Source organism: Mesorhizobium sp. M0119 (assembly GCF_040322615.1).
GTDB lineage: Bacteria > Pseudomonadota > Alphaproteobacteria > Rhizobiales > Rhizobiaceae > Mesorhizobium.
Map to the genome: position 1 here is coordinate 46,125 of NZ_JAMYTU010000013.1, position 26,730 is coordinate 72,854.

At 60.7% G+C, this 26,730-nt stretch carries 28 protein-coding genes and 4 pseudogenes; 23 read left to right on the forward strand and 9 right to left on the reverse strand.

Features of this window, described 5'->3' with window-relative positions:
• Positions 1-10: 10 nt before the first annotated feature.
• Both NKJ40_RS14785 and NKJ40_RS14790 read right to left on the reverse strand, forming a co-directional pair.
• Positions 11-331, reverse strand: a pseudogene (locus tag NKJ40_RS14785) (hypothetical protein).
• Positions 314-430 (reverse strand): annotated as a pseudogene (locus NKJ40_RS14790) (KTSC domain-containing protein); the annotation flags it as partial. The pseudogenes NKJ40_RS14785 and NKJ40_RS14790, both read right to left, overlap by 18 nt.
• Positions 431-780: 350 nt before the next feature.
• Here NKJ40_RS14790 and NKJ40_RS14795 point away from each other — a divergent pair.
• Positions 781-1,485 carry an excalibur calcium-binding domain-containing protein gene (locus NKJ40_RS14795; protein ID WP_352466648.1) on the forward strand — a complete coding sequence of 235 codons (705 nt, stop codon included), beginning with the start codon at positions 781-783 and terminating at the stop codon, positions 1,483-1,485.
• A 38-nt stretch (positions 1,486-1,523) separates the two neighbouring features.
• Positions 1,524-2,129 carry a BRCT domain-containing protein gene (locus tag NKJ40_RS14800; protein WP_352466649.1) on the forward strand — a complete coding sequence of 202 codons (606 nt, stop codon included), beginning with the start codon at positions 1,524-1,526 and terminating at the stop codon, positions 2,127-2,129.
• On the opposite strand, the gene NKJ40_RS14805 is transcribed toward NKJ40_RS14800, so the two are convergent.
• Entirely contained in the window at positions 2,108-2,440 is a 333-nt protein-coding gene (locus NKJ40_RS14805; protein ID WP_352466650.1) for a DNA -binding domain-containing protein, read from the reverse strand. The two genes, NKJ40_RS14800 and NKJ40_RS14805, sit on opposite strands and share 22 nt — an antisense overlap.
• Positions 2,441-2,560: 120 nt before the next feature.
• On the opposite strand from NKJ40_RS14805, the gene NKJ40_RS14810 reads away from it, so the two are divergent.
• Genes NKJ40_RS14810 through NKJ40_RS14820 form a run of 3 tightly spaced genes read left to right on the forward strand, consistent with a single transcriptional unit; the run spans position 2,561 to position 3,793 of the window.
• Complete coding sequence (locus NKJ40_RS14810; protein ID WP_352450764.1) at positions 2,561-2,863, forward strand: DUF4258 domain-containing protein; 303 nt, start codon at positions 2,561-2,563, stop codon at positions 2,861-2,863.
• Between the two features lie 14 nt (positions 2,864-2,877).
• A complete protein-coding gene (locus tag NKJ40_RS14815) occupies positions 2,878-3,333 on the forward strand; it encodes a helix-turn-helix domain-containing protein (protein ID WP_023678227.1) in 456 nt (151 codons plus the stop codon).
• Positions 3,287-3,793, forward strand: a complete 507-nt coding sequence (locus NKJ40_RS14820) for a hypothetical protein (protein ID WP_352450763.1) — start codon at positions 3,287-3,289, stop codon at positions 3,791-3,793. Before NKJ40_RS14815 ends, NKJ40_RS14820 begins: the two co-directional genes overlap by 47 nt.
• Positions 3,794-4,118: 325 nt before the next feature.
• Here NKJ40_RS14820 and NKJ40_RS14825 read toward each other — a convergent pair.
• The 4 genes and pseudogenes from NKJ40_RS14825 to NKJ40_RS14840 all read right to left on the reverse strand — a co-directional run.
• Positions 4,119-4,628 (reverse strand): annotated as a pseudogene (locus NKJ40_RS14825) (transposase); the annotation flags it as partial.
• Positions 4,629-4,909: 281 nt separating this feature from the next.
• On the reverse strand, positions 4,910-5,530 hold the full coding sequence (locus NKJ40_RS14830) for a nitrogen fixation protein NifQ (RefSeq protein ID WP_352466710.1): 621 nt from the start codon (positions 5,528-5,530) through the stop codon (positions 4,910-4,912).
• 359 nt (positions 5,531-5,889) lie between these two features.
• Positions 5,890-6,081: a ferredoxin gene (locus tag NKJ40_RS14835; RefSeq protein ID WP_352450761.1), complete on the reverse strand. Its 192-nt coding sequence runs from the start codon at positions 6,079-6,081 to the stop codon at positions 5,890-5,892.
• Between the two features lie 40 nt (positions 6,082-6,121).
• The gene (locus tag NKJ40_RS14840) at positions 6,122-7,339 is read right to left on the reverse strand and encodes a cytochrome P450 (RefSeq protein ID WP_352450760.1); all 1,218 of its coding nucleotides are present in this window, start codon (positions 7,337-7,339) and stop codon (positions 6,122-6,124) included.
• A 436-nt stretch (positions 7,340-7,775) separates the two neighbouring features.
• Between NKJ40_RS14840 and NKJ40_RS31905 the strand changes: the two are divergent.
• Positions 7,776-8,117 (forward strand): annotated as a pseudogene (locus NKJ40_RS31905) (hypothetical protein).
• A 119-nt stretch (positions 8,118-8,236) separates the two neighbouring features.
• On the opposite strand, the gene NKJ40_RS14855 reads toward NKJ40_RS31905, so the two are convergent.
• Positions 8,237-9,241 carry a hemin-degrading factor gene (locus tag NKJ40_RS14855; RefSeq protein ID WP_502903712.1) on the reverse strand — a complete coding sequence of 335 codons (1,005 nt, stop codon included), beginning with the start codon at positions 9,239-9,241 and terminating at the stop codon, positions 8,237-8,239.
• Positions 9,130-9,705 (reverse strand): hemin uptake protein HemP, encoded by a 576-nt coding sequence (gene hemP / locus NKJ40_RS31910; RefSeq protein ID WP_502903709.1) that lies wholly within the window; start codon positions 9,703-9,705, stop codon positions 9,130-9,132. The genes NKJ40_RS14855 and hemP overlap by 112 nt, the downstream gene beginning before the upstream one ends.
• A gap of 324 nt (positions 9,706-10,029) precedes the next feature.
• Between hemP and NKJ40_RS14865 the strand changes: the two genes are divergently transcribed.
• The 17 genes from NKJ40_RS14865 to NKJ40_RS14945 all read left to right on the forward strand — a co-directional run bounded on the left by NKJ40_RS14865 (position 10,030) and on the right by NKJ40_RS14945 (position 26,705).
• The gene (locus NKJ40_RS14865; protein ID WP_023678237.1) at positions 10,030-10,350 is read left to right on the forward strand and encodes a HesB/IscA family protein; all 321 of its coding nucleotides are present in this window, start codon (positions 10,030-10,032) and stop codon (positions 10,348-10,350) included.
• A 264-nt stretch (positions 10,351-10,614) separates the two neighbouring features.
• A complete protein-coding gene (locus tag NKJ40_RS14870; protein WP_198023582.1) occupies positions 10,615-10,860 on the forward strand; it encodes a NifU family protein in 246 nt (81 codons plus the stop codon).
• A complete protein-coding gene (gene nifS / locus NKJ40_RS14875; RefSeq protein ID WP_352466653.1) occupies positions 10,811-12,028 on the forward strand; it encodes a cysteine desulfurase NifS in 1,218 nt (405 codons plus the stop codon). The genes NKJ40_RS14870 and nifS overlap by 50 nt, the downstream gene beginning before the upstream one ends.
• Entirely contained in the window at positions 12,025-13,233 is a 1,209-nt protein-coding gene (gene nifV / locus NKJ40_RS14880; RefSeq protein ID WP_352466654.1) for a homocitrate synthase, read from the forward strand. The genes nifS and nifV overlap by 4 nt, the downstream gene beginning before the upstream one ends.
• Positions 13,230-13,610 (forward strand): nitrogenase stabilizing/protective protein NifW, encoded by a 381-nt coding sequence (gene nifW / locus NKJ40_RS14885; RefSeq protein WP_352466655.1) that lies wholly within the window; start codon positions 13,230-13,232, stop codon positions 13,608-13,610. Before nifV ends, nifW begins: the two co-directional genes overlap by 4 nt.
• Before the next feature lie 189 nt (positions 13,611-13,799).
• Positions 13,800-14,651 carry an electron transfer flavoprotein subunit beta/FixA family protein gene (locus NKJ40_RS14890; RefSeq protein ID WP_352466656.1) on the forward strand — a complete coding sequence of 284 codons (852 nt, stop codon included), beginning with the start codon at positions 13,800-13,802 and terminating at the stop codon, positions 14,649-14,651.
• 18 nt (positions 14,652-14,669) lie between these two features.
• Positions 14,670-15,779, forward strand: coding sequence for an electron transfer flavoprotein subunit alpha/FixB family protein (locus NKJ40_RS14895; protein WP_352457019.1), 1,110 nt, complete (start codon positions 14,670-14,672; stop codon positions 15,777-15,779).
• A 9-nt stretch (positions 15,780-15,788) separates the two neighbouring features.
• Positions 15,789-17,096 (forward strand): FAD-binding protein, encoded by a 1,308-nt coding sequence (locus NKJ40_RS14900; protein ID WP_023678244.1) that lies wholly within the window; start codon positions 15,789-15,791, stop codon positions 17,094-17,096.
• 11 nt (positions 17,097-17,107) lie between these two features.
• A complete protein-coding gene (locus NKJ40_RS14905) occupies positions 17,108-17,407 on the forward strand; it encodes a ferredoxin family protein (protein ID WP_023678245.1) in 300 nt (99 codons plus the stop codon).
• Between the two features lie 181 nt (positions 17,408-17,588).
• Positions 17,589-19,352 carry a nif-specific transcriptional activator NifA gene (gene nifA / locus NKJ40_RS14910; RefSeq protein WP_352466657.1) on the forward strand — a complete coding sequence of 588 codons (1,764 nt, stop codon included), beginning with the start codon at positions 17,589-17,591 and terminating at the stop codon, positions 19,350-19,352.
• Between the two features lie 238 nt (positions 19,353-19,590).
• On the forward strand, positions 19,591-21,069 hold the full coding sequence (nifB, locus tag NKJ40_RS14915; protein WP_352466658.1) for a nitrogenase cofactor biosynthesis protein NifB: 1,479 nt from the start codon (positions 19,591-19,593) through the stop codon (positions 21,067-21,069).
• A 32-nt stretch (positions 21,070-21,101) separates the two neighbouring features.
• On the forward strand, positions 21,102-21,296 hold the full coding sequence (locus NKJ40_RS31915) for a 4Fe-4S dicluster domain-containing protein (RefSeq protein ID WP_023678248.1): 195 nt from the start codon (positions 21,102-21,104) through the stop codon (positions 21,294-21,296).
• A gap of 99 nt (positions 21,297-21,395) precedes the next feature.
• Positions 21,396-21,716, forward strand: coding sequence for a nitrogen fixation protein NifZ (locus tag NKJ40_RS14925; RefSeq protein ID WP_352450751.1), 321 nt, complete (start codon positions 21,396-21,398; stop codon positions 21,714-21,716).
• Positions 21,713-21,925 (forward strand): putative nitrogen fixation protein NifT, encoded by a 213-nt coding sequence (gene nifT, locus NKJ40_RS14930; protein WP_023678250.1) that lies wholly within the window; start codon positions 21,713-21,715, stop codon positions 21,923-21,925. Before NKJ40_RS14925 ends, nifT begins: the two co-directional genes overlap by 4 nt.
• A gap of 38 nt (positions 21,926-21,963) precedes the next feature.
• Positions 21,964-22,869 carry an SIR2 family NAD-dependent protein deacylase gene (locus tag NKJ40_RS14935; protein WP_352466659.1) on the forward strand — a complete coding sequence of 302 codons (906 nt, stop codon included), beginning with the start codon at positions 21,964-21,966 and terminating at the stop codon, positions 22,867-22,869.
• A 72-nt stretch (positions 22,870-22,941) separates the two neighbouring features.
• Entirely contained in the window at positions 22,942-24,810 is a 1,869-nt protein-coding gene (locus NKJ40_RS14940) for an ABC transporter ATP-binding protein (protein ID WP_352466660.1), read from the forward strand.
• Positions 24,810-26,705: an ABC transporter ATP-binding protein gene (locus NKJ40_RS14945; protein ID WP_352466661.1), complete on the forward strand. Its 1,896-nt coding sequence runs from the start codon at positions 24,810-24,812 to the stop codon at positions 26,703-26,705. Before NKJ40_RS14940 ends, NKJ40_RS14945 begins: the two co-directional genes overlap by 1 nt.
• Positions 26,706-26,730 lie beyond the last annotated feature (25 nt).

A 26,730-nucleotide genomic window follows, 5' to 3' on the forward strand; every position in this document is an offset into this window, starting at 1 on the left:
AGCTGCCGATTCACTCCTCCGCCGCCGGTCTGAACTTCCGCACGATGAATTCGAACAGGATGTCCGAGATCCACATTGCCGACACCCCGATCAGGAACGCCGCGGCGAGCGTTGTTGTGTCGTCGTCGGTCGCCGGAATCGGCAACCCTGTGGCGCGGAAGTAATTCACTACCGGCAGCGTCAGATAGGGCAGCCGCCAGGGCGCCGCAGATCGGCGACGCCACCATGCGCGTATCTTGTAGCGGTGGCGCGACAGAGCGCGCAGGACGCCCCCAGCGAGGCCGGCAGCAACGACCGGGCCTCGGAACTCGGCAAAGGTCTCCGGCGGCACATCTTCAAATTCGTATCGTTTGCCGCTGGCGACGAACCACACCGAAAGGATTGTGCGATCCAGATCGTATTCCGTTTTGCGTATCGAGGTGGATGGCATGACGGCGGGATGCGCAAGGTCCAGGAGGTCCCAGGGACTACGAGGTCTATGGCTTCATGACCACCAAGCCGAACGCCCTTGTCACGCACCTGCCCGCGCAACCGTGAAGGCCACTGGACTCTCCGGAGCAAAGAACGCATTGTTCCCGAGGGGAGCGGGGACTTGGACAAATCTCGGTATGACAATCGGTCTGGCCAGTGGCGGAAGCGCCCTGGCGTAAGGCGGTATCGTGCCCGACCGCTCTCGGGCGTGCCGATGCGGCTGGTGTATGTTACCATCGCGGCAGTGGCCGCATTGGCGACACAGTACTTCCTGCAGCACACCGATGGTTTCCAAAAAGCCGTGTCGAAATGGATCGGCCCGGCTCCCGCTCCAATAGCGGGGATTGCTTCCGCTGCTCGACCGAAAAGATACCATCGGCATTACCGATGCTATGGTCGAACCAGCGCTCGGCCGACGTTATCGGCGGCGGTACGATCGAAATTCACGGCCAGCGTATCCGTTTCAGTGGAATCGACGCCCCGGAGGCCGCGCAACGGTGCGATGACGCCAAGGGCTTCCGCTACCAGTGCGGTGCGAAGTCCGCCGGCGCCCTTGACGCCTTCCTGGCAGCCCTCGAGGCCGCTCCGGTGCACTTTCGTCGCTTGGGACCGCTACGGCCGCTTTGTTGCCGACTGCTCGCGGGCCGCGGCAGAAGCGTTGCCTCGTGGCTGGTGGAGAACGGCCAGGCTCTTGATTGGCCTAGCTACAGCCAGGGCGCATATGCACCGCAGCAGGCGAGAGCGGAGGCGGCGAAAATCGGTCTTTGGGCTGGCGATTTCGAGGCGCCGTGGGTTTGGCGGGTAGAGCACGCAGAAAAGGCGCAGCCGGCGATCAGCCAGCCGCTCGGCATCGTCGGCGGCCGGCAAGTGGCGCAAAGCTACTCATGCCAGCCGCGGCGAACTTGCTCGAAAATCAGCCCGTGCGACGAGGCGCAATGGTATCTCGGCAATTGCCCGTGGGGCGGCAAGCTGGACCGCGATGGCGACGGAAGGGCGTGCGAGACGCTCTGTTAGGAACGACAATGGGCCGCGGCCCTCGGGGGGACGTATTAATGGACGAGAAATTCTACAATCGCGTTGGCGGCGACCGTATCTCGTCGCGTCAGGTCGACGAACTCATAGGGCTCGCCCGTGGCCTGGCCGCAGATGGAACCATCAACAAGGCCGAGGTCGAGTTCCTTCAAAAATGGTTGGCGGCGAATGTGGAGATCAGTAATCAACCAATCATCCGAACCTTGTACCGGCGCATCAATGATATCCTTGAAGACGGCGTGCTCGATTCCGATGAACACGCGCAACTTGTGGATACGCTAAACAGCTTCTCGAATCGTAATTTCGAACTCGGAGAAGTGCTAAAGTCGACGTCGCTGCCATTCTGCGATCCGGCCCCGACTTTGACTTTCGTCGGCCGGTTGTACTGCTTCACAGGCACATTCAATTTTGGCCAGCGGAAGCATTGCGAACAGGCCATCGCAGATCGCGGAGCCTTCGCGGGAGGTCTGAGCCAGAAAACAGAAGTTTTGGTTATAGGCGCCTATGCCACCGAATCGTGGAAGCATTCTTCATTTGGGGATAAAATCGTCAAGGCTACCGGCTGGCGCGACCAAGGATTGCCAATCTCGATCGTCGCCGAAAGTCACTGGGCCAGCTTTCTCTGAGGTGTCCTTTGCCAAACGATCGGGCCAAGTTTCCAGTGCGGCGCACCGCCCGCCAGCAGATATCGGTAGCCGTTCGTCGTCATCCACCGGGCGCGGGCGAGATGCGTCTCCCAAGCCCTGAATGCCCGCTCCGGTTCCTTCTCAGGATCGATATGCAGGACGATCCTGGCGACCTCTCGCCAGTCCGCCTCCTCGGCCGCGGCGTCGAGCAGGCGAATGTAGGTAAGCAGACGCTCTTCGTCGTATCCGGTCAGAACCGAAGAAGTGGGAGCCTCATCGGCGACGTCAGAGTCGAGCAGACATTTGCGCATCGACGCTTTTCTAACCCAGTTGATGCCAGCTGCAAAAAGCGACTCGCCGTTTAAGGTTACGGAACTTTAACGAAAGGAGAGCATTGACTAGAGGCCACTACCTATCATATTGATAGGCGCATGGCCGAGATTATACCGCTGACGCTTACGGTGCCGCTTGCGTTGAAGATGATTCGGCAGCTGGCGGCTGACACGAACAATATTGTGATCGTTGCACACGCCCGCAAGCGCGGACGACAGCGGAGCATTTCTCGGAGGCAGGTCGAACTCTGCGTGCAGCGGGGTACGATCTGCGAAGGTCCAGTGATGAATGCGAAGGGGCATTGGCAAGTCAATATGTACCGGCACGCTGCAGGAGAAGAAATGGAATGCGTCGTGGCAATTGATTGGGGAAAATCTCTGATCGTGATCACGGTGTTTTAGGAACGGGTGAAGAGATGGCTTACCACTATACCGAAAGCGGTCTCGACAATGTTTGGCTCGAGAACGGATACACAAGGCACGATACGGCTTACGGAGTCGGTGTTTCGATTCAAGATACCGAAGGCCTCCACAGGGCGATCGGTCAATGGGTCATATCGCTCCCCAAGCCTCTAAATGGCGCAGAGCTTCGTTTCCTGCGCCTAGAAATGGATACTACGCAAAAGAACCTCGCCGGGATCCTAGGGGCCGACGAGCAAGCTGTGCGGCGGTGGGAAAAGGCCCGGACGAAGCCGATGAATGGCTCCGCCGACTTGCTCCTGCGCGCCCTCTATTCCGAGTATACTAACAAGAGCAGCCGCATTCGTCGCATGATTGATCGGCTTGCAGAACTCGACCAGATCGAAGCACCGACAGGGCGCTTTTGTGAAACCGACCACGGATGGCAGCCGCAAGGCTGTGCCGCAGCGTAGTCTTTGCCCCGGCCTCTGCGCCGGGGTTTTTCTTATCGCGGAGAATTCGATGCCGAGGCCAGTTTTGCCGTTAGTCAGCACAATGCTTCTTCCGGCGGAGATTCCAGATGCCGGCGCCGCCCTAAAAAAGTTGGAGGAAAGGAGATGGCGAGAAGCCAATCCCGCAGTCTTCATGCACAAGCGAATTGCGGACATGATCGAGCAATTTGAGAAGAATTTGGGACTGGAAAGCGAACTCGGGTTGACCGTTGTCGGTGGCCAAGATAGCCCAATTCATCTCCGGTCATTTGCGTGCTCGCCGCCGGACATTTTAGAGTTCCATGGCGTCAACGAACGCGGTCAGTCTGTTACGCTCATCCAACACCATACGCAAACCAGCCTGCTTCTCACCGAATTGCCGAAGATCAAAGCTAAGGCATTTCGCATTGGCTTCGTGCCGGCAGGAGACGGTGGTGCCTAAAGCGCGTATTCGCCCGACGCGTTACTAGACTAGTCTCTCATGTTCCCTGTCAAGGTTGAAGGCAAGAAGGCTCGCCTGCTTGGCAGGTTTGCGAAGCAGTCGGACCGGCTGAAGCTGCACAGGGCTGGGGGTGGAGCTCAGAGACGACGGTTGATCAGACTCTCATCCGCGGGTTGGGTACCGGCCTTCCGTATCTTCGTCTCGGGGCTGTCCTCGGTCTAGAGGGCGGGCGTCGGGCGCATCGGCTTGGCCACATAACTAGCGACGGGAGTTCCCCACCGTGGCCCCACCCCCAACACTGTGCAGCGGGTTGGGTCGAGACCGGCTATGACGGCGCGACCTCCCGGCCGATGCCCCACAAGAAGGCGGCCATCTCGCGTGCGATCGCAGCCACGACCACCGGCGGCTTCTTGCCGGCGGCGCTGAGGCGACGATAGCGGGCGCAGAGCCGGAGCTGCCCCTTCCAGGCAATATCGCGGACGGCCTTGGGCAGCCCCTCGAGCCGCACCCTCAGGGTCTCACTGACCCTGGCAGGATAGCGGTAAGTCCATGCCGCTTCGACCAGGGCGCGGCGGGCGCGTCGATTGCCGGCGAGCGTAAGGCTCGACCGGCGAACCGTGTCACCGGTCGAGCGCTCCCCCGGGGCAAGGCCGAGAAAGGCCATCAGCTGCGGCGGCGTATCGAAGCGACGCACATCCCCAATCTCGGCCGCAAATATCACTGCGACCAGGAACGAGGCGCCGCGCATGGCCTGATAGGCCTCAACGACTCGCGCCATGGACCAAGTTGGCACGACGGCGCGCAACTGCTCATCCAGGCGGTGTAGTCGCTGAGCCTCCGACAGAACTTCGAGCATAGATCGGCTCGGCCCATCCGTAGCTCACTTTGAGGCTCTCTTTTTGCGGCAACGAGAAAGACGCTCGCAAGCAGGTCAAATCGCTTGCGCCTGCCGTAAGAGCTCCACCGGCGGCGCGCCATGACGACGGCCCGCCGAAGCGAGCACCGCGCATCGGGCAGCAGGCACAGCATTCAATCCCCGAAGGCGTCAGTCGACATTCGACAAGAGACATATGGCGCGGCGCGAGCGCTGGGGCTTACGACTGACGGAAGCGGCTCTCAATCCGAGGCGATGCCGTTCTTGATCCGTGTGAGGTGGCTTTCGCCTTCCTCCGGGCCGAAGCAGCTTTCGAAATCATTGCATTCCCGGCAACTGGGCGCGCTGCACAGCGAAAAACCTTCGGCCTCGCAGAGCTTGCGGTAAAAGTATCTCTTCCATTTCATGTTTTGGGTGTTGCCGGCCGCCAGCGTCGGAAAATGCGAGGCGAGCAGGCAGCCGAGGTCGCTTCGATTAAAAAGGCCAAGGTCCTGCCAGAGATGGTCATTGCGCATGGCACGCCGGGCGATGATCTTGGCGAAGCGGGCGCTCGCCGGGTCGCCCGGCCGGGCATGCGCCAGCAGCAGTCCGCGCAGAAGTTCTTCCTCCAGGTCCGGCTCGGGCTCGCTCACCTCTTCCAAGGCAAACGCGGTGGCAGGAATAGCAGGGAAACAGCGGGCCAGGACATCGCGCAGCTCGGCGCGCGAAAGGCCGGTTGCCTGCGTCGCCGTCGCCTCGCCGGCCTCGATCTCCTCGAGCGCACGTGAAAGCACACAGGCAAGCACATGCTGGTCGAACCTCCTCTCCAGCTCGATCTGCGGCCATCGGCCGGTGCTGAGCCGGGCATAGTGTTGGGCAAATATGGTGCCGTTCTCCTGGTTTGTCCTATCAAGTCATGCAGCGACCCGGCCGGCCGCAACATGGGTCGGGCAGTTCTTCGGGTAGAGGCAGTCGCGGATCGTCTCGCGGTCGAGTAGTGCGGTAATTTTCGTCTGGTCCATCGGCTCTGTCGCAAATTCTGTGATTGGAAGAGGTGTTTCGCGAATCCCCGCCCTGCCGTTTGCGCCTCATGGGGAACACCTCGGCGCCGGAAATGCCCCCGCGGAGTTGGACGTGGACCATGCGGGACAGAGGTCGCGTGCTGTCCTTTCCAGTGCGGCCACATGGTCGACCCCATTCAAGCCCGCCAGACCCACGGTTGAATGACGTCTGATTCAAAGCGTCAGGGGGTGAGTTCCAGCGCACGTTCAGGACAGCATCGCGCGCCTCGCGATGCCGGCAGCTCCTCCCCTTCCGCAACTTCAATGTCACCAGGCAGGATATAACCCTCGTCATCAAGCTTGAAGATGTCCGGCGCTTGCGCCGCGCATCGCGCGTGACCCTGGCATTTGGCATTTTGGACGATGATGCGCATGGCGGTCCCTCCATTGTCTGTGCCCCGGCTCGGGGCGGGCCTATGACCAGTCCAGGATCAAATTTTCGATCCCGAACACATGGCCGCCAGAGGTTATGGGTGCCGTACCCTGCTTGATCCTGAAAGCCGGGATGCGCGCCAGCCACTCCTCCAGGCCAATGACAATCTCCCGCCGGGCAAGGTGTGAGCCAAGGCAACGGTGGGGACCATAGCCAAAGGCGGCGTGGCGGTTGTCCTCCCGCTCCAAATCGATCGTGTTGGGGCATTCGAATTCCGCCGGGTCACGATTGGCAATCATCGTGGCGCAGGAAACATAGTCCCCCTTCCGGATCGGCGCGCCTTCGAAGTCGATATCTTTCGTAGCCACGCGGATCAACTGAATGGGCGGATAGGCCCGCAGCAATTCTTCGGTTGCGAGCGGGATGCGGTCCGGTTCGCTCCGCAGCAATTGCTGATCTTTGAGGTTGCGCGCGAGGTACGCCAAGTCAAAGCCTATAGCTGCTGCGACCGTGTCGAGCCCAGCGACGAAGACAAGCACGCCGATGCCGCGGACTTGGGTGTCCGTCAGCCGGCGGCCCTCGACCTGTGCCTGCACGATAAAGGTCATGAAATCGTCAACCGCCTCCTGGCGGCGCATGGCTGCAAGTTCGTCGATGAATGCCACGATCGTCCGGGCAGCCACAGGTCGTTCCTTATCATCGCCGTGGAGCAGATCTTTCCCCCAGCCGACGAATGTATCGAGTCGGTCATCGGGCAACCCCAGAAAGCGAAGAAAGGTGCTCACCGCGAAAGGAAAGGCAAAATCCTTCATCACGTCGCAGCTTGTGCCCGACGCGGCGATCCTTTCGATCAGCTCGACCGCCCGTTCGCGGACAGCCGGTTCCAAAGCCAACACCCGCTTTGGCGAAAGCAGCGGATTGAGCAGTGAGCGAAAGACGCCATGGGCCGGTGGATCGAGCTCAAGCGGGATCGTCGGCCAGTTTTCACCCAGTATGGAGGAGAAGATGCTGCGATGGCTGGAAAAAGTCTCTGCGTCCTGCAGCACCTTCCGCTGGTCCGCGGCACGGGTGATGACCCAGGTACCCCGGCCATCTTGCGTGTTGTAGCGGGAGTAAAAGATCGGAGGCCCGTCATGTACGCAAGCGACAGCTGCGTGTGGATCCCCGTTGGGTGTTGGTGGCATCCCTGGCGATGTAAACAGGCTGAAGTCCCTCACCATTTCGGGCGGGACATGATCTGGAACGGGCTTGGTCGCCATTTTGCTTTCTCTACATTGACGTTCATGGCTCGATTGAGATTGCACCTCTGTTCATAAAGTCGATTTGCAGCATGGGTACGTCTCGGGTCGGGCGCCTTCTAGATTCTGTCGCCCGATACAGCCCACCTGCACCAGCGCGGATGAGATCGGTTGCGAAGTCAATCAGAAGGGCATCTCCGCTGCGCAGCGGTCATGAAGCAAAGCCGCCGCTTGTTCTCGTCAGGGTCGAGAGGCTGGTCAATCACCGCTGAGCTCCGTGACGCACTGCTGATGCCCTGCTGATCAAATAGTCGAAGCAAGTCGCGTGCCGGATAGGCGTACCCATGGCGCTGCAGCAAGCGATGCCAGCCTGCACTGGGCCCGTCGCCGCTAAGTTGATGATCACCTGTCCATCATTCTTAGGACAACGTCCGACAACCGACATCCACGGTCGGTTTTGTCGAGTCCGCGACATAGGGCAGTTCGGCCTGGCGGCTGCTGCACAGCCTTCCGGTCGACGAGCGAGGAGATCGCTCGCAGGGCCCGGATTGAGCAACGACGCGATCCACCGAAAGGATCGGGTGTGGTCCGACAAGACCCGCGGCGCTTGCCCGCGATGATCGAAATTATCAACAAGGTCGAGCCGCGCTTCGGTTCGGCGCTGATGGCGTATGCGTTGTATCACTCGCAGCCGCTGCAAGGATTTCCGGTCAGACGAGCGATGCACTCGTGCGCAGCGATCCGGCCGGCGACGAGCCTGACTGTATCGATGCGGTCCAATTCCGGCGTGCACACCTGACCGTCCGTATGCCCTACGACGGCAAGCCTCGCACATGGACCTATATTTCCTCGCGAGCCGCTGTCGGAACGTGGTGCCGAGTCCTATGGCGGCCGGTTCATTCCGAGGGTCTGTCGGCTCTACACATCCCTGTCGGTCGGACCGGGAACGCGTGGCAGACTCTCGGCCAGAAACCGCCAGTCGCTGCGCTCGCGTTCGCCTTCCTTGCGCGCGCCGAAGAACTGGATGATCATCTTGCCGTCGGCGTCATAGGCTTCAACGGACGTGACGTGACCGTCCCTCGTCGGCTTGCGCACGGCCCAGACCTCGCGGATGTGATGAGTCCTAAGATGGAGATGGAAGTTCTCGTCGAGCACATTGATCCGCGGCCCGATCTGCTTGACCGACTTGATCGGGCCGGAATGGATCTGGATGCAACCACGATTGCCGACAAAGCACATGATCGGCATCTCGTCTTCGGCCGCCTGTTGGAACAGGGCGCCAACGGCGTCATTGTCGAGCAGCCAGGCGTAATCCTCGTCGGCCATACGCATCGCCTGGCAGCGGCTGAGCTTCAGTGTCTTCAACATATGGTAGAACTGATGCACGTCGCTCAGCCGGCTCCAGTGCTCGCGTAGGTCGTCGACCGTGGCGGCTTGGTCTTGACTCACTGCGTTATCGCGCGCCCCGCTCGCCTCGACCGATATGATCGGCTCCTGGTCGGAGGATACGAGCTCTGCCGCCAGATTCTGATAGGCGTGCAGGTTCGAGGCGGGCCTGAGATGTATTTTGTGCATCGCCTCGCCGGTGGCATCAAAGAATTGCAGGCTGCGGCGGATCTCGGCTTCCTCGCGCTTCTCGACGGCGAAGCCATACGCCCACGCTTTCGGGAAGATGCGCAGGTCGATCTCGTCGCCGAGCACCATGGCATGCGGGTTGCCGGTGACCACTTTGTCGTAAACGCCGATCTTTTGGTGCACGGCACTTTGGTTGCGGGTGACCGCCATCACCTCGCCGACCGCTTCGAGGCCGGTCAGCAGATCATCGACGCGCGGCTCGATGCGCACCGCGCCGTGACCACAATGCGCCGCGACCAATTCGGCTTCCGAAATGCCCAATCGAGCGGCGAGATCATGCTCCCGGATTTTCGGATTGTCTTCGCACGCCCGCCGGATTTCGTCCGGCGACGGTTTCTCGCGCTGGTCCATGTCTTACCCCTGCTTCCACCTACGTGTAAGGATCGGCTGCCCTGCCGGGGAATCTTCAGCCGATAGGGCGTGCCGTAATGCTCGACCCTGATCTGCTGCTGGCCCGTGAACAAAGTGTCGCTGGACAGCGTGCGCACGTCGTCGCACCCGCGCGAAAACCGGGGGTGCTGTCGGAGCGGCGAGACCCGAGGGGCACGAGCAGGCACATGCCGATGGAATCCCATCGAGCCGGCCGGCGGCCACTGGGCGGTGGTGAGCGATTGTCGGTGTTGTCGCAATCGGCCAATCGGGCATTCGGATGCCACAGGCCGCGCTGCTTTGCCAAACAAAGCGTATCTGACCCAGTCCTGACATGTTGCTCCCTTGCTTCGCCCCATCGATCGCGAGGGCACCCACGACATGATTGTGGATCGGCAGTCTCTTGCCGCCTCGCCAGTGGAGCTTCAAAAACCGTGCCAATTGCGCCGAAGCAAGCTCAGAAGAAGTCTTCTGTAATGGTCATTGGTTTAATGTGAGTTCAGCCAACAACTCAGGCCCAACATCCCGCGTGGCGGACCCGACAAACCCGACAGTACGTGTCGGTTGGCCGACACCTTCGCAGCAATGGACTCACAAGAACCACCGCAGTGTCAGAGATGCCGCGCTGTGTTGAAACATTTTTTCGCTTTGGCACGGTGGATGCAACCTGATGCGCAAGCAGGTCCCGGACTGAGGAGAATGGAGCCATGATTACGCTCACCGACAACGCTGTTGCCGCCATCAAGACTGCTCTTTCCCGCGCCAGCGAGCCGGCGGAAGGCTTTCGCATCATGGTCCAGGCCGGCGGCTGCGCCGGCTTCAAATACTTAATGGGCCTGGAGAGCGTGTCGCGCGAGGGCGACGCGATCACCGAGACAGATGGGATCAAGCTGTTCGTGGACGCGGGCTCCCAACCGCATGTCGCCGGCATGACCGTCGACTTCCTCACCGGGCTCGAATCTTCCGGCTTTGTCTTCGATAACCCCAACGCGCGCGAGAAGTGCGGCTGCGGCAAGTCCTTCAGTTGATCGCCCGAAGCGCCTGTGCGGGTCCATGAAGCGATTGCCGCCGACGGACTCATTTGCGGCAGAGGAGGCTTATATGGCCGGCACAACAGATGTCCCTGTCCTCAAGAACAAGGCAAGGTCGAAGCCGATCTTGGGACCGGCAATCGCTTCAGGTAGGATGCAAAGAACGTCGCCTCCCGAAACAGTTCGGTTCCTGGTGGCACCCAAGCTGCTGGCGGCCAAATCGCGCCGCTGCGCCAAATTCGGCTTATCGATAACGTTGTCGTGTTCGGGCGTCCTTACCTGCGGGCTGACGGCGGCGACTGCGGACTTGGCCACGTCGACGCCGATCCGGTCTACGTCAAACTCTCGGGCGTCCGCGCCGGCTGCCAGTTCGGGCCCATCATCATCAACGGCATACGCCAGAGGCTCAATGAGGCGGTCGCGCGCTCGCGTCATTCCGGTCAACTGAGGATCGCACATGAAACCTGTCTACCTCGACAACAACGCAACCACACGGGTCGATCCTGAGGTCGTGCAAGCGATGTTGCCGTTCTTTACGGATCAATTCGGCAACCCTTCGTCGGCGCATGCTCTCGGCGCCTCAGTCAGTGCGGCGGTGAGAAAGGCGCGGAGGCAGTTGCAAGCTCTGATCGGCGCGGAGTTCGACGATGAGATCACCTTCACCTCGGGTGGGACAGAAAGCGACAATGCAGCGCTTCTTTCGGCGCTCGAGGCGACGCCCAACCGAACCGAGATCGTGACGTCCGCGGTCGAGCATCCCGCCGTGCTGACGCTCTGCGCGCATCTTGAGAAGACCCGCCGCGTCAAGGTGCACAGGATCCCGGTGGATTGCCGTGGCCGGCTCGACCTCGACGCCTATATGGCCGCCCTCACCCCACAGGTGGCAATCGTCTCGATAATGTGGGCGAACAATGAGACTGGTGTGATCTTCCCCGTGGCCAGGCTTGCCGAGTTGGCCAAGGAAGTGGGCGCCCTTTTCCATACCGATGCTGTGCAGGCGGTCGGCAAGCTTCCGATGGACCTGAAGTCGACCGCAATCGACATGCTGTCGCTCTCCGGCCACAAGCTGCACGGGCCGAAAGGGATCGGCGCGCTTTTCGTAAAACGTGGCGTCAATTTCCACTCGCTGATCAAGGGGGGTCACCAAGAACACAACCGGCGTGCTGGCACCGAGAATACGCCCGGCATAGTCGGGCTCGGCATGGCGGCCGAACTCGCCTTGAAATTCATGGACGACGAGACCACACGGGTAAAGTCGCTCCGCGACCGTTTAGAGGACGGGATTCTCCAGCGCATCCCAAGCACCTGTGTCACTGGTGATCCCCTGGAACGGTTGCCCAACACCGCAAACATCTCCTTCGAACATGTCGAAAGTGATGGAATTCCACTTCTCCTCAGCCGCGTGGGCATCGCGTGTTCCTCCGGCTCCGCCTGCACCTCCGGCTCGCTGGAACCGAGCCATGTCCTGAGCGCGATGAAAACGCCACACGCGGCAGTCCGCTTCTCCTTGGCGCGGGACAACGGCGAAGCGGACGTCGACCGGGTGCTCGAGGTCATGCCGGCAATCGTGGAGAAGCTGCGTGGCTTTCCCAGTTCTGGGCCGGGTAACCGAACCTCCGAAGACGGTCAATCCGGTCTATGCCTGAGCGGCAGCAGAACCGGCTACCGTTCATGACCCGTCATGTCTTTCTCAACGATACGACCTTGCGCGATGGCGAGCAGGCGCCCGGCGTCGCCTTTACCACGACGGAAAAGCTGGAGATCGCCGAGTCTCTTGCGGCGGCCGGCGTCACAGAGATCGAGATCGGCACGCCGGTCATGGGCGCCGACGACATCGAAACAATTCGCGCCGTGGTCGCGCGGTGTCTCCCGGTTCGGCTCATGGCCTGGTGCCGGATGACGTCGCTGGATCTCGATGCAGCGATCGAGAGCGGCGTCCACGCCATCAATCTATCGCTGCCTGCGTCGGACATCCAACTTGCCGCCAAGCTCGGCCTCGATAAGGCGGGAGCGCTCCAGGTCATCGAACGTATGGTCAGGCGCGCAGCCGCCGCCGGCTTCTTCGTCGCGGTGGGCTGCGAGGACGCCTCGCGGGCCAATCGGGATCATCTCGCCCGCGTCATCGAGACGGCTGCACGCGCCGGCGCAAGCCGCGTCAGGCTAGCCGACACAGTCGGCGTTCTCGACCCGTTTTCGACCTTCGAACTTGTCGCCCAGCTTGTGCCGCAGTCTCCAATCGAGCTTGAATTTCATGCCCACAACGATCTCGGACTTGCTGCCGCCAACACGCTGGCCGCGATCCGCGCAGGTGCGCGCCATGCGTCCGTCACCGTCCTGGGGCTCGGCGAGCGTGCGGGCAATGCCGCGCTGGAAGAGGTGGCCGCCGCGATGGCGGTCCTCGACGGCGGGAATACCGGCATCGAGCTGACCGCATTGCCCGACCTCGCCGCCCAGGTGGCTTGGGCCTCCCGCCGGCAGACCGCGGCCATTAAGCCGGTCGTGGGCGCCGATGTTTTCACCCACGAATCCGGCATTCACGTCGCAGGGCTGCTGAAGGACTCGCGTACTTATCAGGGGCTCGATCCGGCTCTCGTGGGCCGCTGCCGGCGTATCGTCATTGGCAAGCATTCCGGCGCCACTGCGATTGCCCATGTGCTGAGCGAAAGCGGTCGCGATCTCGACCCGGATTTGGCAGCCGCGATGGTGGCCCGCGTCCGGCGCGAGGCGGCCGAGACCAAATCGACCGTCACTGCAACTCAACTGGTCGAGCTCTACGATGAAATGTGCAGCGAGGCATCCCTCGCGGAGCTGTGCGGGTCCAGGTCAGCCGTGCGCGAGCCCACCGACACCACAGTTTTCCGACCAGGGAGAATGCAATGAATTGTTCCGCTGACAGCCGCCCCATCGATGTCACCAACATCCTCGCACGACTGAAGCGCCTGTCGGCTGCGGAGGAGTTCTTCTCAGTCCTTGGCGTCTCCTATGACCCGAAGGTGCTGAATGTCTCGCGGCTCCATATCATGAAGCGCGTGGGCCAATACCTTGCCGAAGAAGATTTCTCCGGTCTGCCCGACCAGGTGATTGCCGCGCGGGTGCGCGCGACGCTCGAACGCGCTTACGAGGACTTCGCGATTTCCTCGCCGCTCACGCATCGGGTCTTCAAGGTGCTCAAAGACCACGATCCGAACAAACCTGCCACGCCGGGCCGCACCTTTGTCCCGTTCGACTCCGTACTGAAGCGGTTCGGACAGGAATGACCGCGACACGGATTGCGACGCGACAATGTCGAGAAGCCGACAAATCCGGTCATCACCACAGCGCCCTCAGAAGCAACCAAGCGAAGTTCTAGGAATTGGGGGCAGCGCAAAACAGTTGGCACGAATGATGCAACCCAAGGAGATGAACCGCCAAGCCCGCATCCGGACAGGAGCCTGGAGAAACCGCCAATGCACATCGTAATCTGCATCAAGCAGGTGCCGGACTCGGCACAGATAAGGGTCCATCCGGTGACGAACACGATCATGCGCCAGGGTGTTCCGACCATCATCAACCCTTACGACCTGTTCGCCCTCGAAGAAGCCCTCAGACTGCGCGACGCCTATGGTGGCGAAGTCACCGTGCTCACTATGGGTCCGCCCATGGCAGAGGACGCGCTGCGCAAGGCGCTCGGTTACGGCGCCGACCGAGCGGTGCTCTTGACCGACCGCTATTTTGCCGGCTCCGACACGCTGGCGACCTCGTTCGCCCTTTCCCAGGCAATCGCGAAGGTTGGCGAGACGTTCGGCACGCCAGACCTCGTCTTCACCGGCAAGCAGACGATCGATGGCGACACCGCCCAGGTCGGGCCCGGCATCGCCAAGCGCCTCGGACTCCTGCAACTGACCTATGTCGCGAAGATCGCCTCTATTGACCTTGCTGCGCGCGAGATCAAGGTCGAGCGCCGCTCCGAAGGCGGCACACAGATGCTGAAGAGCAGGCTCCCTTGCCTGATCACCATGCTGGAAGGCACAAACGAGATCCGCCGGGGCTCGATCCAGGACGCCCTGTGCGCCGCGCGCAGCCAGGTCTTGAAATGGAGTGCGGCCGACGCCGGCATTGAGGATCTCACCAAATGCGGCCTGCGCGGTTCACCGACGGTGGTCAAGCGCGTTTTCGCGCCTCCTGCGCGAGCGGAAAAGGCGGCAAAAATCGACACCGCCGAGATGGCCTTGCGCGATGTCGCTGACGAACTCATCACGGCAATTTTCACCCGCCAGCCGGCATTGGAACATGAGCTCGCCTTCAACGGCGGCGCGTGAGAGGGCAAGGAGCAGACGATGTCGACCGCGAACCGAGAAACCCCTCGCCCTGCCGCCGGCCGTGCCGGCATAAAGAAGGAGCTGCCCGCGCATTTCAAGGACTACCGGCACGTTTGGGTTTTCATCGAGCTCGAACGCGGCCAGGTCCATCCCGTATCATTCGAACTGCTCGGCGAAGGCCGCAAGTTAGCAGACAAGCTTCAGGTCCAGCTTGCGGGCGTCGTGCTTGGACCGCCGGGAGAGGCCATCGGGAACGCCGTTGCCGAAGCGTTCGCTTATGGCGCCGACCTTGTCTACATCGTCGAGGCGCCGCTGCTCGCCGACTATCGGAACGAGCCATTCACCAAGGCGATGACGGATCTGGTCGATACCCACAAACCCGAGATCCTTCTTCTCGGTGCCACCACACTCGGCAGGGATCTTGCCGGCTCCGTGGCGACGACCTTGCAGACAGGGCTCACGGCCGACTGCACCGAACTCGATGTGGATACCGACGGTTCGCTCGCCGCCACCCGTCCGACTTTCGGCGGTTCCTTGTTGTGCACGATCTATACGCTCAATTTCCGCCCCCAGATGGCGACAGTGCGACCGAGGGTCATGCCCATGCCGCAGCGGGCGGATAAACCGGTCGGGCGTGTCATCCGGCACAAGCTCTCGGTAGCCGAGGACGAGATCGTTACCAAAATCCTCGGCTTCCTGCCGGATAGTCAGTCGGCAAAGGCAAATCTTGCCTATGCCGACGTCGTGGTTGCGGGAGGCCTCGGTCTAGGCGCGGCGGAGAACCTGCAGCTTGTGAAGAATCTCGCGCGAGCAATCGGCGCCGAGCACGGCTGTTCGCGCCCGTTGGTCCAGAAGGGCTGGATGCCAGCTGATCGGCAGATCGGCCAAACTGGCAAGACCATCCGGCCGAAGCTTTACATAGCGGCCGGGATTTCCGGCGCCGTCCAGCATCGGGTTGGCGTCGAGGGGGCGGATCTCATCGTGGCCATCAACACCGACCCGAACGCGCCGATTTTCGATTTCGCTCACCTCGGGATCGTCACCGACGCGATCCGCTTCCTGCCCGCACTGACGGAAGCCTTCACCCGGCGGCTGTCGCCCCACAGTCGCGACAAGCTTGCGAGCTAAGGGATGGACATGATTGAGGAACAATTCGACGCCATTGTTATTGGGGCCGGCATGTCCGGAAACGCAGCTGCTTACACCATGGCCAGCCACGGCCTGAAGGTGCTGCAGTTGGAGCGGGGTGAATATCCGGGCTCCAAGAATGTCCAGGGTGCCATCATGTACGCGAACATGCTGGAGAAGATCATCCCGGATTTCCGGGACGATGCGCCTCTCGAACGGCATTTGGTTGAACAGCGGCTTTGGGTGATGGACGACACATCCCATACCGGGATTCACTATCGGTCGGACGACTTCAATGAGGCGAAGCCCAACCGCTACACGATCATCCGTGCCCAGTTCGATAAATGGTTTTCGCGTAAGGTGCGCGAGGCCGGCGCGACGGTTCTGTGCGAGACGACCGTGACGGAACTCATCCGTGACGCCAAGGACAGGGTGATCGGCGTCCGCACAGACCGGGCCGGCGGAGCCATCTACGCGGACGTGGTCGTCCTCGCAGAAGGCGTATGCGGACTGCTTGGCACGCGGGCCGGCCTGCGCGAGATGCCGAAGCCGCAAACCGTGGCGCTCGCCGTCAAGGAAATGCATTTCCTGCCCGAAGAGGTCATTGAGCAGCGGTTCGGCCTCAAAGGCGATGAAGGCTGCGTGATCGAGGCGGTGGGCACGACCTCCCGCAGCATGGCCGGGCTCGGCTTCCTCTATACCAACAAGGAGTCGATCTCACTGGGCATTGGCTGCCTCGTCTCCGATTTCGCCGCGATGGTCGAGAGCCCTTACGTCCTCCTCGACGCCTTAAAAACCCATCCTTCGATCCGGCCGCTGATCGCCGGCTCGGAAGTGAAAGAATATTCCGCGCATCTCATTCCCGAAGGCGGCTACAAGGCTATTCCGCAGCTCTTTGGCGACGGTTGGGTCGTGGTCGGCGATGCCGCGCAACTGAACAACGCCATTCACCGCGAGGGTTCGAACCTCGCCATGACCTCCGGCCGCATCGCGGCTGAGGCAATCATCGAGGTCAAGAGCCGCAACGGTCCTATGACCAAACGGAATCTCGCCCTTTACAAAGCCATGCTGGACAAGTCCTTCGTGGTCAAGGACCTAAGGAAATACAAAGACATGCCGGCCTTGCTCCACACCAATTCCTGCAATTACTTCACGGCCTATCCGCGGTTGATGTCGCAAGCCGCGCAGAACTTCATGCGTGTCGACGGCACGCCGAAGATCGAGAAGGAAAAGGCGACCACGGCGGCCTTCATCAAGGCGCGCTCGCGCTGGGGGCTGGTCAGCGACGCGGTCCGCCTTGCATTGGCGTGGCGCTGAGGGGAGACGAAATGACGATCGCAGTGACGAAGTCACGTGTCGAGGACAAGCTTTACCAGAACCGCTACTTGGTGGATTCTGGCCGTCCGCATATCAAAGTGCGACCGCACGAGAGGCCAAGCGCGAACTTGCTCGCGCTGACCCACGTCTGCCCCGCGAAATGTTATGAGTTGAACGACAAAGGTCAAGTGGAGATCACTGCCGACGGCTGCATGGAGTGCGGCACCTGCCGGATTTTGTGCGAGACCAGTGGCGAGATCGAGTGGAACTATCCACGCGGCGGCTTCGGAGTCCTCTTCAAATTCGGATGAGGACGCACGCACCGTATCAAGAGGGTCAATCTTGGTACACCTGAGGTCGCGACCAACGCCAAGTCTATCTTTGCTTGAATTGCCGCGCCACGAAGAGGCGCTCGTGAATACTGTGCTTTCACAATTCAGACTCAGACACGAAAGGAGGAGCACTCTGGACGACAACCGCTGAGGTGTTTCCATGGCTCACGTACCGCAAGATCGGGTCGACGAGGTAGCACCTCGGGATACCCGCCCTGAACCGCCCATCAAAAGCATGCCCCAAGCAGATATCGCGCTCAGGGGACTCTACGAGATATCGAAGGTGCTGACCGCCCCCAGCGAGCTGGAGATTACGCTCGCCAATGTCGTGAACATCCTGCCTTCGTTTCTGCAGATGCGTCACGGAGCAATCGTCGTCCTGGACGCTGAAGGAGAGCCGGAGATTGCCGCAACTGCCGGCAATACCCACGCACCTCAATCAGGCACTCGCCGCGTCATACCACAGGCCATAACAGATCAAATCGTCGCTACGGGGACGCCGCTCTTCATACCGGACGTCCGCAAGTCCCAACTATTTCAGGCTGACCTTCAAACATCTTCGAGCAGCGGCACCATCCCAATTGCCTTTATCGGTATCCCGCTAAAGGCTGATCATAAAATCCTTGGGACATTGTCGATCGACCGCGCCGGAGACGGCGCCACCGACTTTCGCGACGACGAGGACACATACTTCCTGACGATGGTCGCCAACCTTGTCGGCCGGACGATCCGTCTCCATCGCATCCTGAGTACAGATCGTCAGCGGTCTGTCCATGAGCAATGGAGACCGGAGAAATCGCCCAACGAGGGGAGGACCTACGACCCTGCCCGGCATGCGGATGTCAAAATCGACGGGATCATCGGGGAAAGCCCCGCACTCAAGCAGGTGCTCGAAACCGTCTCGGTCGTAGCAGGGACCAATTCCACCGTGCTACTGCGGGGTGAAAGCGGCACCGGCAAGGAATTCTTTGCGCAAGCCATCCATAAGCTCTCACGTCGGAGGAAGAAGTCTTTCGTCAAATTGAACTGCGCCGCACTGTCTGAAAGCGTTCTGGAGTCAGAACTGTTTGGGCATGAAAAGGGCGCTTTCACGGGTGCTATCTCCCAGCGCGCCGGTCGTTTTGAATTGGCAAATGAGGGAACGCTGCTACTTGATGAAATCGGCGAGATTTCGCCGGCCTTTCAAGCCAAGCTGTTGCGTGTCTTGCAGGAAGGCGAGTTGGAGCGAGTCGGCGGCACCAAAACGCTACAGGTCGACGTGCGCCTCATATGCGCCACCAACAAGGACCTCGAGACGGCCGTCATAAAAGGGGAGTTCAGGGCCGACCTTTATTACCGCATCAATGTGGTGCCAATTATCCTGCCTCCGCTCAGAGAGCGACCCGGCGATATTCCACGCCTTGCGAACGCCTTCCTCAACCGATTCAACAAGGAGAACGATCGCGCACTCGCCTTCGCGCCGTCGGCGCTTGACCTGATCTCGCAATGCTACTTCCCTGGTAACGTCCGCGAGCTGGAGAACTGCGTCCAAAGGACGGCCACACTTGCGCGTTCAAGGACGGTCACGCCATCCGATTTCGCCTGTAAGAAGAGCCAGTGCCTTTCCTGGCTCCTCTGGAAGCGAGCCGACCGCTCGAATGGCGGCAATGCCATCGACGATCTCGCACGGGTCAACGCAGTGCCGGTCGGATTGCGGCTGCCGGCCAGTCGCATCGGTGTCTCCGCAGGCAAGGTATCTCCCCTTACGGCCGGCGATCCGAACGATCCCGCTTGTCCCCCGCGTCTGACGGAACGCGACCGGCTGATCGACGCGATGGACAAAGCCGGGTGGGTTCAGGCCAGGGCGGCTCGTATCCTCGGCCTCACGCCGCGGCAAATCGGCTACGCCCTGCGCCGGCATGGTATCGAAGTGAAGAAATTCTAGACGTCGTGATGACGTCAAACGTAAGCCCGGAGTAGTCTCCCTCACACTCTGCGCGCCCAAGGCTGGTAACCTTCGCGACCCGATTTGCTTGTCCACTGTCGGAAGCCCGACAAAGGTGTGTCGGAGCAATCCGACGGAATCCGACACGAAAGCCAATTCGTGAACCAAAACCGCTCTTTGAGCTGGCATAGCTCTTGCGGTTTGAACTGCGACATTCACCCAGCAACGGAGCCGTTCGATGTCCGCACCGGCAATTTCGCTTGAGAGCCTCAGCACGACATTCGATGACCAGTTGCTTGCCACCGTGCAAGCCGGTGGCTGCGCGTCTTCGTCCTGCGGCTCGTCGATAAAGCCGGACGACACGGATCCGGCTGTCTGGGACAAGATCAAGGATCACCCCTGCTTTTCAGAAGAGGCGCATCACTATTTCGCGCGCATGCACGTCGCGGTCGCGCCCGGCTGCAATATCCAGTGCAACTACTGCAATCGCAAATATGACTGCGCCAACGAAAGCCGGCCTGGGGTGGTCTCCGAAAAGCTGACACCCGACCAGGCGCTACGCAAGGTGGTCGCGGTCGCCAACGAGGTGCCGCAACTCTCCGTCCTCGGCATCGCCGGACCGGGCGATGCCTGTTACGACTGGAAGAAGACGAAGGCAACGTTCGAACGAGTTGCCAGGGAAATCCCAGACATCAAGTTTTGCATCTCCACGAATGGGCTCGCGCTGCCGGACCATGTCGATGAGCTTGCCGGCATGAATGTCGATCACGTGACGATCACCATCAACATGGTCGACCCTGAGGTCGGTGCAAAGATCTATCCTTGGATCTTTTACGACCATCGCCGCTACGTCGGCATCGAAGCCGCCCGGATCCTGCACGAGCGGCAGATGTTGGGTCTGGAGATGCTGACCGCGCGCGGCATCCTCACCAAAATCAATTCGGTGATGATCCCCGGCGTGAACGATGAGCATCTGATCAAGGTGAATAGATGGGTCAAGGAGCGAGGCGCGTTCCTGCACAACCTCATGCCGCTGATTTCGGACCCGGCGCACGGCACGCACTACGGACTGAGCGGGCAACGCGGCCCAAACGCAATGGAGATGAAGGCTCTTCAGGATCGTGTCGAAGGCGGCGCCCAGTTGATGCGCCACTGCCGGCAGTGCCGGGCAGATGCCGTCGGCCTGCTCGGTGAGGATCGTGGCCAGGAATTCACAGTCGAGCGGATTCCCGGCGAGGTCACCTACGATGCCAGCAATCGCAAGGCCTATCGGGAGCTGGTCGCGGAGGAGCGCCGTGATCACGTGGCGGCTAGGAGAGAAGCAATCGGATTGGTCAAGGCAGCGAGCCCCGGCAAGTCCCTTCTCTTCGCGGTGGCGACCAAGGGCGGCGGCCGCGTCAATGAACATTTCGGCCATGCGAAGGAATTCCAGGTTTATCAAGCCTCGCCGAGAGGGATCAGTTTTGTCGGGCATCGGAAGGTGGAGCAGTATTGCCTCGGCGGCTGGGGCGGAGAAGCCGCCCTCGATGGCGTCATCGCAGCGCTTGAAGGCATAGATATCGTGCTGTGCGCCAAGATCGGAAACTGCCCGCAGGATCAGCTCGCCGACGCTGGAATCCAAGCCACCGACGCATATGCCCACGACTATATCGAGACCGCAATCAGCGCGATTTACGCGGCCGCGTCTGGGACCCCCGCACTCGCGGCGACGGCCTGAGCGCGTCTCATCCATTCGGACCAGGAGTTAAAATGGCTTTCAAGATCATCGCATCCCAATGCACCCAATGCGGCGCCTGCGAATTCGAGTGTCCCTCCGGCGCGATCAAGTTCAAAGGCGAGAGCTATGTGATCGAGCCGCAAAAGTGCACCGAGTGCGAGGGGGTCTTCGATGCGCAGCAATGTGCCTCGGTATGCCCGGTGCCGAAGACCTGCGTTCCTGCGTGACGAACATTGGGCTGCCGACATGGCCGGGGATGCCTTCGCAGGACGCCTGGAACGCCTTTGTTCACAATCTGCAGCCTCAAGAGAAATCAGGGAACGGACATGTCGCTCGGACGCGAAGAGGAGGTCGAAATCCGCAGGCCTCCACGATTCATGCCGGGAGAGCGGGTACGTGCCACTCGCCACATAAAGAATGACGGCACCTATCCTGGCAGGGAGATCGGCGAAAATCTCGTGCGGAAGGGCGACGAGGGATATGTGCGCGACATTGGCACCTTTCTCCAGCAGTTCTTCATCTATGCGGTCGAATGGATCGACCGTGGCACAGTCGTCGGCATGCGAGCGCGTGAACTGATGAGCCTCGACAAAGCCGAGGTGCCCTGCAGTGCTGATAGCAATACCAATGAAGGGACGGCCAGATGAAAGTCATGATCCGCAGGACCGATGCTGGCTTGTCGGCGTATGTCCCGAAGAAGGACCTCGAAGAGCCGATCATCAAGCTCGAGAAGGAAGAGTTGTGGGGCGGAACTGTGACGCTCAGGAACGGGTGGCGGCTCCTCCTACCCGATCTTCCACGGGATACGCGTCTGCCGATCACCGTCGAGGCAAGGAAGGTTTCCGAAGAGGACTGATGCTGCCCGTTCATAAGGTGCGTCGCGAGGAAACGAGCATGAACACGATCCTGACATCGGGCCACCTGGTCATCGTGCGGGACAGTTTTGCCGAAAAGCTGCTTGACCTGGCGAAGGAAGCGCTCGCCGCCGATCAGGTGATCCCCTATCTCGGTCCGGGTCTTCTTGGGTTCAACTGTGCGGAACCGCCTGTGCCGCATACGCCCGAGGTCGTTGCCGCGGCACTCAATGCACGGGCGCCAGCCCCTTCCAGGATCCGCACCAATATGTGGTCGGTTGCGCAGTTCATCGAACAGCGCCGGCATCGCCGGACGCTTCAAGCTTGGATGACCGACATATTCGCAGCGCCGGTGGCGCCTACCCTCCTCCACGGCTGGCTCGCAAGGCTGCCGCTCTCCCTCATCGTCGACAGCTGGTACGACGGCGCGATGCGCACGGCTCTCGTAGAGACCGGCCGAACGGACGTCGTTGAGATACAAGGCGTCACGCGGGCGAACGAAATCGGTAACATTTGGACGAAAACCTACGATTTGTCCGGGAGGGAACTCGACCCCCGATCGGGGGCAAAGACGGTTCTCTATACACCTCACGGGAGTATTAGGCCGGCGCAAAACTTTCTCGTCGCAGATTCCGACTATGTCGAAGTCCTGACCGAAATCGATATCCAGACACCGATCCCAGACGTGGTGAAGGAACGCCGCATCACCCGCGGATTTTTCTTCGTTGGCTGCCGCTTCAACGATCAGATGCTGCGCACCTACGCCAGGCAGATCATGAAGCGCTCCCGAGGTCCATATTGCGCGGTAATGGACGCGGAAACGCTGACCAGAAACGAAGCGCGTTTCCTTGCGGCAAGCGGAATCACGGTGATCGACATGCCAGTAGGTGAAGCCGCGGCTCGGCTTATAGGAACGCGCCCTGCTGCAGGTGGTGGACAGGATTAACAATGGCGGGCCCCTTTGATGATTGGTCCTTCGGCTTGCCTCGAAGGCGCAAAATGCAGTCGGGAATCAACCGTGAGCAGTGATGCTATCGGCAGCGCAACGAACGCTCTGAATTCGTTGACCGATGTGGAAGCGGCGCGCTGGGGCCGGGATTTGAGTACGCTGTTGCGCATCACGCGTATGAATTTGCGCCATCCGTGGCAGGTTGCCCTCGCTATGGGCTCGACGATCATGGCGGCAATCCTCCAGTTGCTCATTCCCCAGCTTCTCGGCCGGGCTGTCGACCAGACCCAGACAGTTATCGGGGGCGGTGTCGCGGGGAGCGCGGCAGGACAAGCGCTCTGGGCCCCGGCTCTCCTGCTGCTCGCCGTCAGCGCGCTGCGCGGCGTTTTCACGATGGCGCAGAACTATTTTGCCGAAGCCGTCGGGCATCATGTCGCGTACGAACTGCGGCTCGCCTACTACGACAAGATCCAGCGTCTCAGCTTTTCCTTTCACGACCGGGTCCATTCAGGCGATCTGATCACCATCGGAATGCTCGATCTCCAAGGCGTGCGGATGTATTTTTCTACCGCGCTCGTTCGCGTGGTCCTGCTCACCATGCTGATCGGGATCGGCGCCTACATGATGATCTCGACCGATCCCATGCTCGGCCTGGTCGCGCTGAGCTTCGTGCCTTTTGTCGCCTGGCGCTCATCGACCACACAGCTTAGGCTGCGCGCCACCTGGCTCGACCTCTATGAGCGCCTTTCGGTACTAAGCCGCGTGATGAAGGAAAATCTCGCAGGCATCCGCGTGGTCCGCGCTTTTGCGGCTCAATCCTATGAGATGCTGAAGTTCGACCGCGCTTCCAAGAACGCGCTCGGCCTCGCCAACGATCTCGTTGACATCTACGTACCCAGCACGTCGGCGATGACCTTGTCCTTCTTTTTCGCAATGGGATTGGTGCTTTGGATCGGTGGCAACAAGCTCGTCGCTGGCGAGATCAGCGTCGGAACCATGGCGACCTTCCTGACCTTCATGACCATCCTGCAAATGCCAGTCCGCCAGATCGGCCTCATGGTCAATGCCTTTGCCCGCGCTTCTAGCTGCGGTTCGCGGCTTTTCGGTCTCCTCGATCAGGAGATCACAATCAGGGATGCTCTCGAGGCCAGACCGCTTGAGATAAGCGACGGCACTCTGCGCTTCCACAATGTCTCATTTGCGTACCCCAACGCCGAAAACCGCGCCATTCTGAAGAACCTCAGCTTTGAGGCCCGCAGAGGCGAGACGATCGCGATCGTCGGTCCGCCGGGTTCCGGCAAATCGACGATGGCTCATCTGGTCCCCCGCTTTTACGACGTGACCGGTGGCGCCATCACTTTGGACGGCCAGGACATACGCAATGTCACCCTCGAGAGCCTTCGCAAGGCGGTCGCGGTTGTACAGCAGGATGCGTTCCTGTTCACCACCACGATCGAGAACAACATCGCTTATGGCGATCCTTGGGCGAAGAGACAGCGAATTGAACACGCTGGCGAATTCGCCCAGCTCCACGACTACATTCTCGGGCTCCCAGCAGGGTATGAGACGGTCGTGGGCGAACGCGGCGTTTCTCTCTCTGGCGGCCAGCGCCAGCGTCTCACGATTGCTCGCACCATGATGCTGCGCCCCTCTGTCGTCGTTTTCGACGACTCAATGGCCGCGATCGATGCCGGCACCGAGCAGCGCATTCGCGCGGCGATGCGGCGCTTCGCCAAGGATCGGGTGACGATCATCATCGCGCACCGGCTGAGTGCGCTTATGCATGCCGATCAAATCCTTTTTGTCGATAACGGCGAAATCGTAGAACGCGGCACGCATGAAGAGCTTCTGGCGAAGCGGGGACGCTACAGGGCCCTTTACGATCTCCAGACGCGCCCGGGTGATAGCATTATGACCCAGTATGGGGGCGCCCGCTGATGGCGCAGCGCCGCGCCGGCGAACTCGAAGCCGAACGTGACGACGGCAGACGCCCTCCGCGCGCGGTTGTCGGCTCGCACCGCATCGAGGAGGAGATGTTCGGCCGGGCTTTCGACAAGAGCATCCTCCGGCGCATCTGGGCCTTCGTCCGTCCCTATCGGGCCAGGGTAGTCATCACGATTGCAGCAATGCTGATCTTCACCGGGACGCAGCTTCTCATCCCGTTGATCATCCGCTACGCGATCGACCAGGGCATGAACCCGGCAAGGACCGATCGCTCAGCCCAGCTTGCGGCCGTCGGCGCGTTCGTTTTGGCGATTTTGGTCAATTTCGCTGCCGGCTACATGCAGGAAACCGTGGTTGGGAAAGTGGCCGAAACTGTCCTGTTCGACATCCGCCGCGCCATGTTTGGCCATCTGCAGAAGGTTTCGCTCTCCTTCATGGACAAGACCGAGGTCGGGCGCCTCATGTCGCGCCTGCAAGGCGACGTTAACTCCATACAGGAATTCCTCGAAACCTCGGTATATTCCGTAGGCGATGTTGCGCTTCTCTTCGGCATCGTTTTCGTAATGCTGTGGCTCGACTTCCGCCTCGGCCTCCTGACGCTCTCGGTTCTGCCGATCCTGGTGATCGTCCGCATTGTCTGGCTGCCACGTGCCCGCGACGCCTTCATGGCTGCACACGAAACCAATTCCGTCGTCAATGGCGCGCTGGCCGAAGCCATTCACGGCGTGCGGACCATACAGTCAATGGATCGCCAGCAGGTGAATTTCATTCTTTTTGACGACCGGGCCCATGCCAACCTCAGGACCCAACTGATCGCTGCCAGATATGCACTGGCGATATTGCCCATCGTCGATGGCCTCACCGGCCTCGCCTTGGCCGCCGTTATTGTGGTCGGCGGCTCGATGGTCGTGAATAGCCGCATAGATGTGGGGGTTTTGGTTGCCTACCTGTTTTACATCCAGCGCTTCTTTGACCCGATCCGCTCACTCACCCTGCAATATTCGATCATGCAGCGCGCCATGGCCTCAGGCAAGCGCCTGACCGATGTGCTCGACGTCAAGATCGATGTTCAGGACAAACCCAATGCCGAGGTGCTTTCGCCCGAAATGGACGGCTCGGTCGAGTTTAGGGACGTCACCTTCGGCTACGATCCGAACCGTTCGGTTCTGAAAAATGTCTCCTTCCGGGTCAATCCCGGCGAGACGGTCGCACTGGTCGGGCCGAGCGGTTCTGGCAAATCGAGCGCGATGGCCCTGGTCCACCGCTTCTATGATGTTCAGCAGGGCCAAGTGCTGGTCGGCGGACATGATGTGCGCGATCTCACCCAGGAATCGCTCGGCCGCCAGGTCGCCATGGTGCTGCAGGAGCCGTTCCTGTTCACCGGGACGGTCTTCGAGAACATTCGATACCACAAGACGGAAGCCACGCGCGACAAGGTGATCGAGGCCGCCAAGGCGGTCGGCGCCCACGACTTCATAATGAGCCTCGCCGACGGGTATGAGACCCAACTTGGCGAACGCGGCGACAACTTATCTCTCGGCCAGCGCCAGCTTATCAGTTTCGCCCGCGCCCTCGTCGCCGACGCCAAGATCCTCGTGCTCGACGAAGCTACCGCCAACATCGACAGCTACACGGAAATGCAGATTCAGAAGGCTCTGATAAAGCTGCTTGAAGGGCGCACTGGCCTCGTCATCGCCCACCGTCTTGCCACGATCCGGGGTGCCGACCGCATCATCGTGCTTCAGAATGGCCAAGTTATTGCGACTGGCAACCACGATCAGCTATTAGCCATGGGGGGCCTGTATTCCAAACTCTACAATCTCAACTACGCCTCCTTTGACGATATTCCAGAACACGATACGACCGTACAAGCCGGCTCCCAGACCTGACGTCTTGGCGGCCTTGTGGTACTGA